Origin of the sequence: Algoriphagus sp. A40, from assembly GCF_002002735.1 — a bacterium.
GTDB lineage: Bacteria > Bacteroidota > Bacteroidia > Cytophagales > Cyclobacteriaceae > Algoriphagus.
Genome location: NZ_MUNY01000072.1, coordinates 250,127 through 264,794, shown reverse-complemented (window position 1 = coordinate 264,794; position 14,668 = coordinate 250,127). Strand labels below are relative to the sequence as shown.

The 14,668-nt window shown below is 41.9% G+C and carries 13 protein-coding genes and 2 tRNA genes; 3 read left to right on the top strand and 12 right to left on the bottom strand.

Going from position 1 to position 14,668, the window contains the following annotated elements; all coding sequences use genetic code 11:
* Positions 1 to 5 precede the first annotated feature (5 nt).
* The 5 genes from B0E43_RS18665 to mutS all read right to left on the bottom strand — a co-directional run bounded on the left by B0E43_RS18665 (position 6) and on the right by mutS (position 7,658).
* The gene (locus B0E43_RS18665; RefSeq protein WP_168171978.1) at positions 6 to 3,164 is read right to left on the bottom strand and encodes a CHAT domain-containing tetratricopeptide repeat protein; all 3,159 of its coding nucleotides are present in this window, start codon (positions 3,162 to 3,164) and stop codon (positions 6 to 8) included.
* Between the two features lie 653 nt (positions 3,165 to 3,817).
* Positions 3,818 to 3,901, bottom strand: a tRNA-Leu gene (locus B0E43_RS18655).
* 86 nt (positions 3,902 to 3,987) lie between these two features.
* Positions 3,988 to 4,060 (bottom strand) — tRNA-Gly (locus tag B0E43_RS18650).
* A 139-nt stretch (positions 4,061 to 4,199) separates the two neighbouring features.
* Complete coding sequence (locus B0E43_RS18645; RefSeq protein WP_077352576.1) at positions 4,200 to 4,997, bottom strand: helix-turn-helix transcriptional regulator; 798 nt, start codon at positions 4,995 to 4,997, stop codon at positions 4,200 to 4,202.
* Positions 4,998 to 5,054: 57 nt separating this feature from the next.
* Complete coding sequence (gene mutS, locus B0E43_RS18640; protein WP_077352574.1) at positions 5,055 to 7,658, bottom strand: DNA mismatch repair protein MutS; 2,604 nt, start codon at positions 7,656 to 7,658, stop codon at positions 5,055 to 5,057.
* Between the two features lie 82 nt (positions 7,659 to 7,740).
* On the opposite strand from mutS, the gene B0E43_RS18635 reads away from it, so the two are divergent.
* Positions 7,741 to 8,274 carry an RNA methyltransferase gene (locus tag B0E43_RS18635; protein ID WP_077352572.1) on the top strand — a complete coding sequence of 178 codons (534 nt, stop codon included), beginning with the start codon at positions 7,741 to 7,743 and terminating at the stop codon, positions 8,272 to 8,274.
* A gap of 41 nt (positions 8,275 to 8,315) precedes the next feature.
* Here the strand turns inward: B0E43_RS18635 and B0E43_RS18630 are convergent, their stop codons facing one another.
* The 7 genes from B0E43_RS18630 to B0E43_RS18600 form a co-directional block, all read right to left on the bottom strand.
* Positions 8,316 to 8,774 carry a PaaI family thioesterase gene (locus B0E43_RS18630; RefSeq protein WP_077352570.1) on the bottom strand — a complete coding sequence of 153 codons (459 nt, stop codon included), beginning with the start codon at positions 8,772 to 8,774 and terminating at the stop codon, positions 8,316 to 8,318.
* A 2-nt stretch (positions 8,775 to 8,776) separates the two neighbouring features.
* On the bottom strand, positions 8,777 to 9,361 hold the full coding sequence (locus B0E43_RS18625) for a hypothetical protein (RefSeq protein WP_077352568.1): 585 nt from the start codon (positions 9,359 to 9,361) through the stop codon (positions 8,777 to 8,779).
* A gap of 82 nt (positions 9,362 to 9,443) precedes the next feature.
* A complete protein-coding gene (locus tag B0E43_RS18620) occupies positions 9,444 to 10,202 on the bottom strand; it encodes an SDR family NAD(P)-dependent oxidoreductase (RefSeq protein WP_077352566.1) in 759 nt (252 codons plus the stop codon).
* Between the two features lie 20 nt (positions 10,203 to 10,222).
* On the bottom strand, positions 10,223 to 11,116 hold the full coding sequence (locus B0E43_RS18615) for a hypothetical protein (RefSeq protein ID WP_077352564.1): 894 nt from the start codon (positions 11,114 to 11,116) through the stop codon (positions 10,223 to 10,225).
* Complete coding sequence (locus B0E43_RS18610) at positions 11,116 to 12,531, bottom strand: MBOAT family protein (protein ID WP_077352562.1); 1,416 nt, start codon at positions 12,529 to 12,531, stop codon at positions 11,116 to 11,118. The genes B0E43_RS18615 and B0E43_RS18610 overlap by 1 nt, the downstream gene beginning before the upstream one ends.
* A gap of 27 nt (positions 12,532 to 12,558) precedes the next feature.
* Complete coding sequence (locus B0E43_RS18605; protein WP_077352560.1) at positions 12,559 to 13,107, bottom strand: YfiT family bacillithiol transferase; 549 nt, start codon at positions 13,105 to 13,107, stop codon at positions 12,559 to 12,561.
* Positions 13,108 to 13,117: 10 nt separating this feature from the next.
* Entirely contained in the window at positions 13,118 to 13,609 is a 492-nt protein-coding gene (locus B0E43_RS18600; protein ID WP_371454719.1) for a ComF family protein, read from the bottom strand.
* Between the two features lie 281 nt (positions 13,610 to 13,890).
* Here B0E43_RS18600 and B0E43_RS18595 point away from each other — a divergent pair, with 281 nt between their 5' ends.
* Together B0E43_RS18595 and B0E43_RS18590 are read left to right on the top strand one after the other, a co-directional pair.
* Entirely contained in the window at positions 13,891 to 14,232 is a 342-nt protein-coding gene (locus B0E43_RS18595) for a carboxymuconolactone decarboxylase family protein (RefSeq protein ID WP_077352556.1), read from the top strand.
* Positions 14,233 to 14,240: 8 nt separating this feature from the next.
* Complete coding sequence (locus B0E43_RS18590; protein ID WP_077352554.1) at positions 14,241 to 14,600, top strand: hypothetical protein; 360 nt, start codon at positions 14,241 to 14,243, stop codon at positions 14,598 to 14,600.
* Positions 14,601 to 14,668 lie beyond the last annotated feature (68 nt).

Genomic DNA, 14,668 nt, shown 5'->3' with positions numbered 1-14,668 from the left:
TCAATTCAAAAAGTCATCACCTGATTGCTTTTATTTTTTTTACTCTTAAAAAACCATACAGCAAAAACTCCCAAAATCGCCAGTCCAAGTCCTATCAAAAGCCAAAACTTCAAATCAATAACGGGCTCAAAATCCACAGGGGAAGCATCACCCATCAGGATCAATCCCGCCCAAAACTCGGGGGAAAGTGATCTCCCTTCGGCCAAAGCGAGGTATTCCAATTTGGCAAGCTGAAGGGCTTTGTCTTTGGTTTTGCCCTCTGAGAGATGTTTGTAAAACGATTCGGCAATCTTAGCGCTGGTCTGTTCATCGATTTTCCAGATTCCCATTAATAAGCTTTTGCTTCCGGCATAATTGAAGGCATGGGCCAGGGAAATCATACCTTCTCCTGGGGAATAGGTCGGTTTTCCTGTTTCACAAGCCATCAACACCGCCAACTCAGACCCCAGATCAAGCTGATAAATATCTCTGGCAAAAAGGGAGTTTTCCTCCTCGGGATGGCCATTTGCTTTTGCAAAAATCAATCTGGAAAAATCAGGGCTGATGTTGTCCGACTCGGCATGGGTACCAATGTGCAAAATCCTATTTTGCCCAGCTTCGCGGTTAAACTGATCTAGCGTAGATGCTTCCTTGGTAAAAATTTCTCCCCCAAAAAGGCTCTTGAGGCTGTTGACCAAGCGATCGGTAAATGGCTGGGGAATCAAGGTGAGGTAAGATTTATCTATCTGAAGACTATCTCTCACACTTTTGAGGTAACCATCTTTCATTTCATCAAAAAATCCAGGAGCAAACGCTGTAAAATTTGAACTATACGTCTGATTGTGGGCCTGATACGAAAAAAGCAGCGTGCTGTAATGGTAAGAAAAACTATGCTTGGACAGCAAACTGCCCGTTGCCAAACCCGAATAGGAGTTTAACTTTTGAGGAGTAAGTATTTCAAAATTCAAATTGAAAAGCATCCCATCAGGTACAACCAAAACCCTTTGTTGGTTGATCGCTCCCTCCAGGGGGGCCCAGAGAGACAAGTAAAGCTGATGGAGATTGGCCAATGTTTTTTTCTCATCAGCCCAGTCATTTTGAAAGGTCTTCAGGATTTTTTCGGCAGTCTTATAATCCAGTTTAAAAAATTTCGGTTCTGATTTTCCCAAAACAACAGCATACATATCCTCCTTTACAAAAAGGTAGCGGATCACCGCTGTCTCCTCTGGAAGTTGATCGGTAATAAATCCAAAATCGCGCTGGATCGAAGCATATCTAAAGTCAAAATATTCCGGATAATCTTTTCGTGTTTGAGACAGAAAATCCTCCCAAACTTTAGAAGCGGCCAGATATTCCTCCACACCACTTTCTGTATCCTGAATTGAAGCGATGAGATTCGATTTTAACTCTGTCTCCTTATTGAAGAACTCTTTTGGGATACCACTAAATCGCAATTGATCTACTTGCTCCAACCTGGCACGTATCCGCTGATAAAGCGCGGATTCATGCATGGTTAAGAGATTGGCGAGGTATTCCTTTTCATTAGTTTTTTGGTAAAGCTCCAGATAGAGTTGTTCCAAAAAATTGAAATATTCCTGATTTTCAAGGATCATCAAATTGATATCCTCTTCGCTTTCGAGAAAGATTTTCCTCCGATCCAGCGCTTCTAAACCTGACTCCAGTTTCACGAGGAGTGATTTCAAAAAAGCCGGATCCTTTTCCTCGTGTAATTCATAGCTGGCTTTGGTACTGAGAAGTAAGGCTTGTGGTTTATTCCGCTCCAGCTGGAGGGAATCGAGAAGAGATCTATTTTCCAAAAATTGACCTGTCAACGTTGTGAGTGCTTTTTCACTCCAAGTTTGTGCATCGCCGTAGCGTCTTAGTTCAAAAAAAACCTCGCCCACACTTAATTGCTGCTGAAAAGCCATCAGGTTTTGTTCACCTTGGTTTTGCCTGACATATTCATAGGCTAATTGCGCCTGAGCTATAGCCTGATTTTCCCTTCCGCTTTCTGCCAGGAAGAGGGAATAGTTTTTCAAGAACCCCAGGTAAATCACATCAAATTCTCCTTCCAATCCTTGCTGAAAAAGGGAATCGGCTTTTTGGTAATTTTCAAAGGCCAAAGCGTCGTTTGCTGATGCATCCTCTATTCGTGCTAGCGCATACCATCCGTCGGCTTCGTAGAGGACATAGGTTCCTGCTGTTTGCTTCAAGCCATTGAGGCCTTGATTGAGTATTTTTCGGGCTTTTTCGGATTCCTCTTGCTCGAAATACAGCTGCCCCAGGAGGATTTCGGATAGCCACACTTCCTTGCTGTCAGACCCAAAGGTTTCGCGTTTTCTCTCATAAGCATACTCCAACAAATCCTGGGCTTTTCTAAAATTCCCAAGTCCTTTGTAGATCCCGCCAAGATTGTCAATCGCCTGAAAGTAAAATTCCTTGCCCTTCATACGTTGACTAGGATCTTTTTCCTGGGATTGAAAAGATCTTAAATGCTCAATGGTCTCATTCATAGATTGAATAGCCTCGCTGGTTTTTCCCTGGGCTGACTGAACACCAGATAGGTTATTGAGAATGAGTGCCGGACGATAGTGGCTGTTTCTGGGAGATGGATCCATCGTCTCAATTGCAAGCAGGCACTTTTTATAATAGTACTCTGCGGAATCCATTCTGGAAGCGAAATAAGCCATATTCCCCAAAAAGCTATTGATCCGATAAATGGATTCAGGATCGGGATCTTTTGCAAGTAAGGACTCTGCTTCTTTCAAGTGAATCTTGGCAGAAGGCAGATCCATACGGTTGACAGAATAGGCCCCAAGGTTAACCAGCAACTTTCCCAGTTCTTTTGAAGAAATCCCCACCTCTTTTCTTGCGAAGTTTACAGCTTTGAATTCGGCCTGGTATGCTTTTTCCAATTGGCCAATGTATTCGTACCAAGAGGCCGCCGCTAGCCAGAGCACTTTTAAATCCTTTGGATTTTGAAGCTGTAACTCCCATTTCTTGAGCTGAGTTTCGACGTGCTTATTGGCCTGATTTTCATCAGAAATGGCTAAATGAGCTCTTCCAAGTACTTCCAAATAGGTTGACAGTTCAGAGTAGTTTTCGGATTTTTCAAGTGCCAAAATGTGATTTCTGATCAATTCAAGGGATTTTACAGGATTTCCCGATTCGATCAGACTATCCAAAGTCTGAATTGACTGCCCAAAACATAGGGGACATAGGAACACTAGACAGCCTATAAAAAATGATCGCATAGTCTTTGCGGGATAAAAATACCAATGGGATAAAATCAAGATGAAATTACCCGAATTTTTTCTAAGAATCTTGATAACAGATTTTAGGCGGATATCAAAAAAGAAAGGTGGCATAGAGCTCTGTCAGTTGCGTTTTGATCCTCATCGGGAAAAAACAAAAAAGTCACCAACAAAAAAGCCCCGCCCCAATAGTTATCGAGGCGAGGCTTTTCAAACTGTACCAGGAACGGGACCTACCCAAAGTAGGTAAAATCGAACCTGCATGCAGCAGGCAGGCCCGTACGAGATTGCTCTCACAAGATTTATTTTATCAATGACCTCAAAACCCTTTTACCTGAACTGGTTTTTAACCTTTTTTCCTCTGCCCTTGCTTCTATTCTTGTTTGCTTTTCTATTTGAAATATCAATTCAAAAGGTAAATACGGTTTGGTCGTTTTTTCATAACCTGAATTATGCCTAAACAATCATTCCTCAAGGTTACTTGTCAATCCTACATAGATGTAGTTTTTAACTTGACTTTTTATGGCGTAGACCATGAACATGATTAAAAATACAAAAAGCCCCGCATTGCTGCGAGGCTTCTGTACCAGGAACGGGAATCGAACCCGTACGAGATTGCTCTCACAAGATTTTAAGTCTTGCGTGTCTACCTGTTCCACCATCCCGGCATTCTCTACAGTGGGGTAGAGCTCCAGTTTCATTCGAATTTACAAATGTCCTGAAACGACAAAGCCCTTTTGCAAGGGCTTTGTTGAGCGGGAGACGAGATTCGAACTCGCGACCCCGACCTTGGCAAGGTCGTGCTCTACCAGCTGAGCTACTCTCGCTTATGTCAATTCCCAAAACGTGATCCGGGTGAATTGTGGATGCAAAGGTAAGCCTCAAATATAATTTTACAAGCCAGCTTTGAAGAATTTTTTTGACAAGGTGACCAAATCTTCGAATTGACCTGATTTACAGGCTTTTTCAAAAATTGTAGGAGGCCAAAATTTTCACCATTTCCCCTATATTTTTTGCTCCAAGTTTTCTTAGGATATTCTTTCGGTGAGTAGCAACAGTGTTTATAGAGATATTCAGAATTTCACTTATCTCCTTGGATTCCTTCCCCTCCAGAATAAAATCCACTATTCCCCGCTCCTTTGTCGTCAATTTGACAGTCTTGTCAGTTGGTGAGTTTTTACTTACGAAAATTTTGGACCCATCTTCTTGGGTAAATGAATAATTCCAATCGTAATTTTTGGTTTTGGGAGGAGTAAATAGCTGCACTATAATATGCAGATCCATGATGAAATTGCCAGCTTCATCTATGACATAGGGCCTGACCTTAGATGTCATCCAGATCACTTCCATTGTATTTCGGTGAACCCACCTGGTGGTATAGGAAAATTCAAACGTATGCCTTTCAGGAATTGTCAAAGAATGGAATGCCTCGAAAACTATCTTTTGAAACGTGAGCAGCTCAGTCCGATCATCTGGATGGGTCATAGCTATGGTGGTTTCTATCCCCTTGTTGCGGAACATAGACTCGGGGTATCCCGTCAAGTTTTCGACATTTCCTGTAAAAAAAGCCAAGCTTAGATTTCTGTAATCAAAGCAGGCCAAAACCAGCCCCTCCTTCATCCCAATAGTTTTGCTTAAAGATGCTAATTCATCTTTGAGCTTTTGGACGTCTATTTCACCCTGGAACTCCTGTTCTTTCCATTGCTTAAAAAACCGGGTATACTGTTCCTGCTTTTTCAGGTCCTTAAGTAATACCTTATCCATCAAAAATATATTGTGTAGTTTTATTCAGTTCGTAGTTAATATAGGTGAAAGTGCATTTCAATCCAATCTCTTTTTGATTTCGTGCAATTTAAGCAAGGCCTCGATTGGGGAGATTGCATTGATATCGATCTGATCTAGTAGCTGTTTAGCCTCCGTGAACTTTGGATCCATTTCGAACAAACTGAGCTGAAAATTATTTTTAGGAATGGTTTTAAAGTTCTCTTTTTTCTCTTTTAAGGCTTTGTCTTTTTCCAAATGCCCCATGATCTCGGCGGCTCGAAGGACCACCGGATTTGGCATTCCGGCCATTTGGGCTACATGAATGCCAAAGCTGTGTTCGCTTCCTCCTTCTTTCAGTTTTCGCATAAAAATCACTTTGTTTCCAACCTCCTTGACCGAAACATTGAAGTTTTTTACCCGCGGAAAATCACTTGCCAATTGATTCAGTTCGTGGTAGTGAGTGGCAAAAAGTGTTTTTGCTTTGAACGTGGGATGGCTGTGTAAAAACTCCACAATTGACCATGCAATCGAAATTCCATCATAAGTGGAAGTTCCACGGCCGATTTCGTCCATTAAGACCAAGCTTCGATCCGAAAGGTTGTTTAGAATGCTAGCCGTTTCGGTCATTTCGACCATGAAAGTAGACTCCCCTTTGGACAAATTATCTGAGGCTCCAACCCGGGTGAAAACTTTGTCAATGATTCCAATTCTGGCAAAAGAAGCCGGCACAAAACTTCCCATCTGTGCCATCAGCACAATCAGGGCCGTTTGACGAAGCAACGCTGACTTTCCAGCCATGTTTGGACCGGTGATGATGATGATCTGCTGGCTGTCGTGATCGAGGTAAATGTCATTCGGAACGTAATTTTCTCCCGGAGGAAGTTGCTTTTCGATCACCGGATGTCGACCATCCTTGATTTCCAAAGTTTCTGTATCGGAAATTTTCGGACGAGAATAGGCATTGCTCAATGCAACTTTGGCAAACGAAAGGAGAGAGTCCAATGTAGCCAAAACCCTTGCATTTTGCTGGATTTGGGTGACATACTGGGCGGCTTCCTGCACCAATGCCATAAAATACTTTTGCTCTATTCCCTGCATTCGATCTTCCGCATGAAGGATTTTTTCCTCATAATCCTTCAGTTCCGGAGTAATGTACCGCTCGGCATTGACTAAGGTCTGCTTTCGAATCCATTCCTGAGGCACCTTGTCTTTGTGAATGTGCGTGACTTCCAAATAGTAGCCAAAGACTTTGTTGTAGGAGATTTTCAAGGAAGAAATCCCAGTATTCTGGACTTCCCTTTGCTGGATTTGTACCAAAAAGTCTTTGCCTTTATTTGCCAATCCCCGGTATTCGTCGAGCTCGGGATCTACTCCGTCTTTGATCACACCTCCTTGATGAATCAGCATGGGAGCGTCTTCCTGGAGCTCCCGTTCGATTTTTTCCAGCAAAAATTCGCAGGGGTGAATCTGGTCTGAAAGTCGTTTTAACGTAGGATTATCCTGGTTTTTCAGGATTTCCTTGATCGGAAGTGTGGATTTCAATGCCCGCTTGATCTGGTTCATTTCGCGGGGATTTGCCCGGCCAACTACCACTTTGGAAATGAGTCGCTCCAAATCGCCGATATGCCGAAGCTGGGCAATGATTTCTTCGATGAGGGTAGAATTTTGGAAGAAAAAGTCCACGACGTTCAGTCGCTCCTCAATGGGTTTTTTCTCCTTCAGTGGAAGCACCATCCACTTTTTCATCATCCTTGAGCCCATAGGCGTCACTGTCTGATCCAATATCTGGATTAAAGGAACTCCACCCTCGTGCTGTGGAAAAACCAGCTCAAGGTTGCGGATGGTAAACTTATCCAACCAAACATATTTCTCCTCAGCAATCCTTGAAATGGAGGAAATGTGCTGAACCTCCCTGTGCTCGGTTTCTTCCAAATAATACAATATCGCCCCAGCTGCCACAGTGCCACACTCAAGTTCTTCTATGCCAAAGCCTTTCAGATTAGCAGTACCAAAATGGTTTTTAAGCTTTTCGTAAGTGAAATCGTATTGGTAAACCCAGTCTTCACAATGAAAAGTGATGAAGTCGTTTTTGATGATTTCAGCAGCAGTTTTTTTGGCAGCCTTTGAAAAGATGATTTCCGAAGGCGCAAAACTTTGAAGTAACTTTTCCAAATACGGTGAATTTCCCTCAGCACACATAAATTCCCCTGTAGAGACATCCAAAAAGGCGATTCCATGCTTTTCTTTTCCGAAGTGAATCGATGCGAGGTAGTTGTTTTTGCGCGTGTCAAGTACTTGATCGTTGTAGGAAAGTCCCGGAGTAACCAATTCAGTCACCCCCCGCTTGACGATTCCCTTCACTGATTTTGGATCTTCGAGCTGATCGCAGATGGCCACGCGATTTCCGGCACGGACCAATTTGGGAAGATAGTTGTCCAAAGAGTGATGCGGAAACCCCGCGAGTTCTATGTGAGAAGCCGCCCCATTGGCACGTTTGGTCAATACGATGTCGAGAATCTTGCTCGCCGCAATCGCATCTTCCCCGAAAGTCTCGTAAAAATCCCCAACCCGAAAGAGCAGCAAAGCGCCGGGATGCTTGGCCTTGATAGCATTGTATTGCTTCATCAGGGGAGTTTCCTCTCTGTCTTTAGATTTGCTCATGGGGATAAAACGGGAATTGTAGTACTTTTGAAATTCTGAATAAGGCCTGAAAATAGCCGATTAGGGTAGGAGATCAAAAAAGATGAAGAAATTAAGCATGGAGGAACTCGATCGACTTTCGGTCGGGGAATATAAGAAAACCGAAAAGTCGCCAATCACCTTGGTGTTGGACAATGTCCGCAGCCTGAATAATGTCGGGTCGGCATTCAGAACTGCAGATGCTTTTCGCATTGAAAAGATTTTCCTCTGCGGCATCACCGGAACTCCTCCGCATCGGGACATTCAAAAAACCGCACTTGGCGCAACCGAATCGGTGGAATGGGAATATAGCCTGAATACCAAAGAGGCCATCGAAAAACTCAAAGCAGCAGATTACCAACTTTGCGCGCTGGAGCAGGTGGAAAACTCAGTGAAATTAAATGATTTTGTCCCAGAAAAAGGAAAAAAATACGCACTGATCTTCGGAAACGAGGTATTTGGAGTGGAAGAGGAAGTATTGAAAGCTTGTGATAAAGTACTTGAAATTCCGCAATTGGGAACCAAACATTCGCTGAATATCTCTGTTTCTTTGGGAATTGCAGTTTGGGATTTGATGGTAAAGCTGGAGCAGTTTTGATTTTGGATAGCCACAGATGTACACAACCTTTTTTCGTCCAATCAATACCCTAATTCAGATAGCTTCACATGAGTCTTGATCAAATTCGAGCTGGCCTTTGCAACAAACTTCCCTGATTCCTTTTTTATTACAGCTTCCCAATGATTAAGGTTCGAGCCGGAGCGGATCAGTTTGGCAGTGACTTCGAGCGAGTCTCCTATTTGCGCAGCTGACAGAAAGTCCACATTCAGATTGATGCTAGTCATCAGGTATTCAGATCCAGCGACAAAATTTCCCATTCCGATCACATCGTCCAGCATCAGAGAGGCTATTCCCCCGTGCAGAATTCTTCCCGGATTGCACATCTCCGGACGTACTTTATAAGCGACTTTGATATGATGAAGATCAATTTCGAGCAAGGTCCCACCTAGCCAGTTGCCGGCAGCAGAAGGTGTGTTATCCAGTTTTTTTCCGACTTGAGTTTTGAAAAACTCCAAGCCTGGATTTGAGGTATATTCCATGATTAGTTGGTTTGGTCTATAAGTCTGAAATAGTCTTCCAAGACTGATTTTAAAGCTGTTTTTTCCTTTTCCTCGGACCAAAGCGGAAAGGATTTTCCGTCTACGATCAATTCAAATTCGGAATTCTGATCAAAAGCAGGTTTCAGCTTTTTAAGTAAGTCAAAATGATCCGTATTATTTCCGTTTGAAAACTCAAAAACTTCGTCAATTCCACCAGATTTTGCCCTGATCTGAATTGGCCAATCTCCATTTTTCAACTCGAAATAAATAAAGGCATTGTCCTTCAAAGGGTTCAAAAGGATAACCAAATCCAGGGTCGGGAGAAAATCAGACTGAAATCTTTTCCCGTGACGGAATAGAGTCATCCCGGCATCACTCCTGATTTCCCGATCGTAATAAATCGATCTCACATTCAGAAAGTAAAGACGATTGGCATCTGAAACATGAAAAGTCCGGTCTTCTCCAGTATTATTTGCCCGATGGTCATTGAAAAATGACAGGACCAAAACCAACCCCAATGAAGAAAAAATAAAGATTTTCAGGATTTTGATCAGCTCTGGAGTTAACGTAGAATCTCTTTTCGTCATTTTCCTTTTTTCAAATGAAAACCTGTCAAAAACTCCTTCTGGAATGAGATAAGGTTTGGGAGTAGAATTTCCCCCAACCTAATTACCTCACATAAGATCCCGCATTCATATCGATAGAGGTACCTGTAGCGTGATCAGCAAGTCCAGAACAGAGAAGAGTCACCATTGGAGCAATATCTTCGGGAAGGGTAAGTTCTTTGAGAGCAATGTCCTTCAAAGCAAAATCTTCTCCGTATTCGGCAAGAATCTCATTTGCCATATCAGTTCGGGTAAAACCCGGAGCAATGAGAAAAGCCTTGATTCCTGTTTTCCCATAATGCCTTGCAATAGAGCGGGTCAAGCTGACCAAGGCGCCTTTGGAAGCCGCATAAGCCAGATAATCCGGCGTATCTCCCCGGAAGGCCGCCCTTGAGGAAATCATTACGATCCTACCGTTTTCATGAGCTTTTGCCTGATCAATAAATTCCTTGGACAGAATTCCTACTGCAGTGGAGTTCACAGCCATAACTTTCTCCCAAATTTGCAGCCATTCTCCTGTGGGTAAAGTATCAGGAGCAGATGTTGAAATCCCGGCATTGTTGATCAGAGCAGTCAAAGGCCCGTATTTCTCGACCAGTCTGGGAATGAACCCAACAACTTCAGCAGACTGGGAAAGGTCGCAGGCTTCGATGTGTGCCGGATTTTTGAGCTGGTTGTGGAGACTCTCCGCCTCCGGTTTATTTGAATTGTAATGAATGATTACTTCTGCCCCTGACTCCGAAAGTTGCCGGGCTATGGCTCGCCCGATTCCTCGGGAGGCACCTGTGACCAAAATCCGTTGATTTTTTAGGGAGATGTTCATGGTTTACAATTTAGGCGACTTTAATCCAGCTTTTCCAAATCTTGGATAAAAGCTTCCGTGGCCAATATTTTCCCAGAATTTACCAAATGGATATAATCTGAAAAATACTTTGGTTCATTGATTATCCTGGCATGATTGATCACCACATATGGACAAGAATCCAATATTTCAATGTCATCACGTAGAAATGGAGCAATGTATATGATCAAGTTGGATGAATTTTGCGAGGTCAATTCAGCAATTTCCTTTAAAATGGGGTTAGCCAAAGCCGATTGAAAATACCTAAATTCTGGTCTCTCCTTCATTCCCAAAATATCCGGATATTGAAAATTGCCCAATTCATCAAACTGGTACCTGTACTCCGGCTTAAATGCAGAAATTAGCGCAGGCCCCAACAATTCCATATTATAATATCCAATTCCTAAAAAAGGAAAATGCGCTGATGAAGCTAAGGGCTTAACCATTCCTTCATCATATTTCTTATAATATGCTACCACGTAAGACTCTTTCCTAAAAGGGAAAAACCGATAATCGTTTTCTGAAATCACTGTTTTTGAGGAATCCAGATCGGGTAGATCAATTGAAATCACCACATATTCAGATTGGAACCCTTGGGCAAAGAAATGCTCAACCATAAGTTTGGTAGTTGGCAAAGCGGTGTAATCCATGGAAAAGTTGGCAGAGATTCCCTCCATCTGGTCCGAAATAATTTTGGTGTCCAGGGAAGCAAGGCTTCGGCTGGATCCAAAAACTGCGACTTTAAACTTTTGCTTGGGTTCAAAAGCATTTACTAAAAAAGACGGTTTAAAAAACTGGCTTTTTTCCAAGGCAAAGGATGCTAAAAATGCTACCCCATTAGCCAAAAGCAAGACAACCGCCAAGTAAAGCGCTGATTTTAGAACAAACTTTTTCATCAAAACTGAAAATAGATGAAGCTTTCGTGGTTTTTGAATGCCCCGAAAAACACGATCGACAAAGCCAGCAACAGCAAATATTTGCTGGGCAATAAGACTTCAGATTTTTGCCTGCTTTCAAAATACGCCTCGGCTGCCAGCATTATTCCACTGAAAATGGCTACCACACCAAATATCATAGTTCTTTTGGTTTGGCTGAAAATGTAATTTCCAGATCCTTCATTTGACCATAAATGCCCCAGGTAATCCAGCGCCTGACCCAAAGAATCAGCTCTGAAGAAAATCCAAGCAATACAAACTACAGAAAACGTCAGAAAAATCTTTGGTAATTTCATCCAAAAAGGCTCCTGATGAAGATTTTGATGGGCTTTATTAATGAAGAATGGAATATACATCACCCCATGAATTGCGCCCCAAACAAGGTAATTCCAGTTGGCCCCATGCCAAAATCCACTGATTAAGAATATCGCCATTACATTTCTGAGCGAAAATAAAGTTGATCCTCGACTTCCCCCCAATGGGATATAAACATAATCCCTAAACCACGTTGAAAGTGATATATGCCATCTTTTCCAAAAGTCATTGATGTTTTGAGCTAAATAAGGAAATCGAAAATTCATCATCAAATCGAAACCAAACATCCTGGAAAGCCCAATGGCGATATCGGAATACCCGCTGAAATCCCCATAAATCTGCAATGCAAACAGGACTGATCCGAGAATTAGAGATAAGCTATTTTGATCCTGATAGTTGGAAAATATCTCATCGACAAGAATTGCAGCATTATCTGCAATGACAACTTTCTTAAATAAACCCCAGACGATGAGCCTTACTCCACAAACTGCTGTAGAATATTCAAATTTTCGAGGTGAATAAAATTGACCAAGCAGATGAGAGGCACGCTCGATAGGTCCAGCAACCAATTGGGGGAAGAAACTCACAAACCCCAGAAACGCCAGAACATCTTTAGTTGGGGTAAGTTGTTTTTTATACACATCAAAGGTATAGCTGAGTGTCTGAAAAGTATAAAAGCTGATCCCAACAGGAAGAATGATGTCTAGTCTTGATTTTTCCAAACTCATCCCAAACAAAGAAAAGGCATCTACGAACGCTTCCGTAAAGAAATTGAAGTATTTGAAAAAGCCCAATAAACCAAGGTTGGCAACCAAACTCGCTGCCAAAAGGAGTTTTCTTCTTTTGGGATCATCCGTTTGTCCTAAACCAAGCCCGATAAAAAAATCTATAAAAGAGCTTAAAGCAATCAAACCTAAAAACCGCCAATCCCACCAGCCATAGAACAAATAACTGGCTCCAAGCAAAATCCAAAGTTGGATGCGATGATTTTTTTGGAATAACCAATAGAGTGCAAATACTATTGGCAGGAAAATGGCAAATTCTATGGAGTTAAAAAGCATTATTACCAGACATCTGATTTTGAAGGTTTATTTTCCAAAGGACCAATTCTCCCTCAGTACCAAATGTTGAATATGCGCAAGATGATGCTGAGAATGCCAGGCATACATTAGTGTTATTTCTTCCAATTCTTGACTCCGCTTCTTCTCAGGATGAAAATAGGTTTTCTTAAAATCCTCAGGCTTCATCGAGTCCAGAATTACTCCCCATTTCAAATGAATTGCTTTTATGATTGCCAGAGAGGATTCGATTGGCAAAGCTGCATCAGCAAGATTAGCCCAAAGGGCTTCCTCATACGGTTTAATAGTTGGATTTGACTCCGTCAATGCCAATTTGAAACGAATAAATGCATTCATGTGGCTATCAGCACAGTGATGTACCAATTGTCTTATCGTCCATCCACCAGGGCGGTAAGGCGTGTCAAGCTGAGCTATTGATAGGGGGCTCACCGCCGCAAAAATTTGCGCGGGAAATGATTTAATGATAGAAATGGCGTCCAAAATATTATCATTAGAAACCAATTCAGGCATTTTAAACTTCCCGATGGGGTATTTTAGAAATTCAATGTCTATGCTCATGGTAGATCAATTAGCCGCCTGCAGCTATGGTTGCCAAATCTACAGTTTTTGCACCATTGGCCAAAAGGACATTGGCGCATGCACAAAGTGTCGCGCCCGTGGTAATCACGTCATCTACCAACAAAATCCTAAGGCCCGAAATTTCTTCATTCGCCTTTAAATCAAACACTTCTTCTACATTGTCCAATCGCTGGAGTCTGGATTTTTTCGTCTGAGTTTCAGTGAACTTTTTCCGCTCAAGAAAATTTTCCAGTTTAATTCCCAAAGATTTTGATAGGCCGACTCCAAATTTTTCACTTTGATTATAGCCGCGGCGTTTTTGTTTCATGGGATGGAGTGGCACAGGCACAATTACATCCCATTCTTTTTGATACCCGTGGTTAGCTAAGGACAAACCATACAATCTGCCCATTTCTTCTCCGATTTCGGGCTTGTTCCGGTATTTGAGCTGATGGAGAAGCTTCTGGCTTTGTCCTTTTTTTGAAAACCTAAGAAATGCCATTACCCGGTTGACTTGAGTCAGCCCGCGGATTTTAGAAGAAAGCTCATTATCAAATGGCCTAAGATGGAAATTTGCCAATGGTAATGATCCTTGGCAAACTGTACATAAACAAGGCTCAAAATCAAATAGAGCCCTTCCACATTGAGGGCAATTTCTTGGGAAAATCAAATCCAAAAAATCATTCCAAAAAAGAAATCGCATAGCTAAAAAGTTCTGTTGTTAGCCCATAGGGTTGAATATGCAGTATATTTACCCTTTGGAAAATATTAATCCTTAAGTTAATGAATCTGATAGAAGAATTCAACGCTTACAGAGCCAAGATGAATGAGAAAATCATGGCGGAAGATAACAAGGTGATCAAACGATTTTTCAACCTTGATACCAACACTTATGCCCAGGGAGAGTTGGATATTAAAACAAAGGAAATGATCGGACTTGCCTGTTCCATGGTATTGAGGTGTGACGATTGCATTAAATATCATTTGGGAAAAAGTCATGAAGCCGGTTTAAAAAAGGAAGAAATTTTTGAGGTGTTTTCAATTGCCATGATCATTGGTGGCTCCATAGTCATCCCACACCTTAGACGGGCCGTAGAATACTGGGAAGAACTTGAAATTCAATAAGATAAGTTATGTTTAAGCGGGATCTTGATCTTGAAAAACGTTGGTCCAAATTATTGGATGGACTGAAAGATACAGTTGGAAAAAAACCAAACGACCTGAATGGCGTACTCTTCTTGATAGGGGTTCAGGAATTGGGAAAAGGAACTAAAGCCTTCTCAAAAGAGCAAAAGCAAGATTTGATGCATATTGCTGTATGCAAAGTATTAAGCTATGCCGGGTTTTACGAATTGGATTTCGTTGATCAGGATGGGTGGCCACATTGGAAATTGGTAAAGGAATTGCCTCATTTTGATTTACTTGAACAAGAAAAACTTCTAAAAATCCAGGTAATGGATTATTTCGAAAAAGAATATCAAATCGAAATCTAAATGAATTCGAACATGACGAAGAACATCACACACTACAATAATTATAAACTATACGAGATTGCATATGA